The sequence below is a fragment of the Bacteroides cellulosilyticus DSM 14838 genome (genome assembly GCF_000158035.1).
In the GTDB taxonomy this organism is placed as follows: Bacteria; Bacteroidota; Bacteroidia; order Bacteroidales; family Bacteroidaceae; genus Bacteroides; species Bacteroides cellulosilyticus.
Window position 1 is genome coordinate 377,970 of the sequence record NZ_EQ973488.1, and the last position, 2,113, is coordinate 380,082.

Annotated in this window: 2 protein-coding genes; both read left to right on the forward strand. The window is 55.0% G+C overall.

The genetic code is table 11. The features are described from left to right. Positions 1–1,117: leucine-rich repeat domain-containing protein (locus BACCELL_RS02885; RefSeq protein WP_169309594.1), on the forward strand; the 1,117-nt coding region annotated here is incomplete at its 5' end. A gap of 117 nt (positions 1,118–1,234) precedes the next feature. Further along, positions 1,235–2,089, forward strand: a complete 855-nt coding sequence (locus BACCELL_RS02890) for a DUF4469 domain-containing protein (RefSeq protein ID WP_052309528.1) — start codon at positions 1,235–1,237, stop codon at positions 2,087–2,089. The last annotated feature ends 24 nt before the right edge of the window (positions 2,090–2,113 follow it).

Sequence of the window (2,113 nt, forward strand, 5' to 3'; positions counted from 1 at the left end):
AGTGATAGGAAACATTGGAAGCGAAGCATTCAACGGCTGCAAATCACTACAAAGCGTCAATTTACCGGAAGTGACAGGAAACATCGGAGACGGCGCATTCCAAGGCTGCACAGCACTGCAAGACATTAGTCTGCCAAAAATAAAGAGAGACATCGAATACCATGCGTTCTACGGATGCACAGCTCTCGAAAGCATCAGCCTGCCGGAAGCAGCAGGAAATATTCAATACAACGCGTTCTATGGCTGCACAGCCCTTGAAAGCATCAACATGCCGAAAGCGGCAGGAAGCATCGGAAGCAACGCATTCTGGGGCTGCACAGCCCTCAAAAGCATCAGCCTGCCGGAAATGACGGGAAACATCGGAGAATACGCATTCCTCAGATGCGCAGCTCTGCAAGACGTCAAACTACCGAAAATGACAGGATATATCGAAGGAGGCGCATTCCAAGAGTGCACAGCCCTCAAAAGCATTGACCTGCCGGGAGTGACGGGAAGCATCGGAGACGGCGCATTCGCTGTCTGCACAGCCCTCAAAAGCGTCAGCCTGTCGGGAGTGACAGGAAACATCGGAAACATGGCGTTCCTAAACTGCAAAGCTCTTGAGAGCATCAACCTGCCGGAAATGGCAGGAAATATCCAAAACAACGCGTTCGAAATGTGCACAGCCCTAAAAAGCATTGACCTGCCGGAAGTGACGGGAAGCATCGGAGACGCAGCATTCTTGAACTGCACAGCCCTCAAAAGCGTCAGCCTGCCGAAAGTGACAAGCATCGGAAGCACCGCATTCTACAGCTGCACAGCCTTGCAAAGCATCAGCCTGCCGAAAGTGACAAGCATCGGAAGCACCGCATTCGCCAGCTGCACCTCCCTCGAAAGCATCGTCCTCAGCGGATACGACCTCAACCTGAACCAAGTCTCTCTGCCTACAACAGCAGATAATGCTTTCATAGATTGCCCCGTCAGCATCCTCTTCCTGAGAGATGTGCCAAAGGAAATAGACGTCGCCGCCTACCAGTCATGGGCCGACGTCAGTTGGATAGCCATTCATTACGACTATGACGACCTGAATGATGATACCGATGTCGGGAGCTACTCAGGCCACTGGCTGAGACCGTAAATCAGCTACGAGATACAAGCTATAAGCTACGAGTAGCTGCGCTATGATTCCAAAAGGCACTCGTAGCTTGTAGCTCGTAGCTAACTAATTATATTAATTATTTAAATTAAGAAAACAATGTCAACGACAAGTTTTACCAAACTGATCAGCCTCATGGCCTACGACGCCGCGCTGACCGAACGCACGGACGACTACTACCTCCGCGTCAAAACCATGCCCCAAACCATCGATCTGCACGCCGTGGCCCGTGAAACAGCCCTCCGCCTGGGAAAGAACGAAGACGAAGTCTACACCCTCCTCAACGCCGCCGAAGAAGTGAAGTGCGACGCACTGAGCAGCGGTTACATCGTATCCACCCCCACCGCACTGATGCAACCCGGAGCCAGCGGCACCGTGCTCCGTGCCGACCTCTCCCAAGCGCCCGACCGTGACAAAGTGAAAGTCTACGCCAGCCTCAGCATGGGCCCGCGCCTGCGCCAGTCCATGAACGAGTGCCAACTCGAAATATTCACCCAGCCCGCCGTGGTAGGCCCGCTGCTGAACGGCGCCCAAGCTCAGACCCGCTCCGCCAACGGCACCACCACCCGCGCCCCGCAACCCGGCAAGAACATCGGACTCACCGGAAGAAACATCAAACTGGCAGGCACCGACCCCACCGTCGGCGTCACCTTCACCTCCGTGGATACACCCTCCAAGAAAGTATTCGTGCCCATGGAGGATGTCACCGTAAACGAACCCAAGCGCCTCATCTTCGTCCTCCCCGCCGAAGTGACCGACGGACTGTGGAATGTAAGCGTCACCACCCAATACAGCAGCGGAGGCGGCACCGTAAAAGCACCCCGTACCTACCAGATGGATACACCCCTCGGCGTAGGGTCAGCCTACCAGCAACCCGAAGGTGAAGGTGGTGGAGGCAGTCAGGGAGGCGGCCAGGGAGGCGACGGAGGTCTGGACGAGAACCCGCTGGGATAAAAGCGGCAAGCAAGAACAATAGAA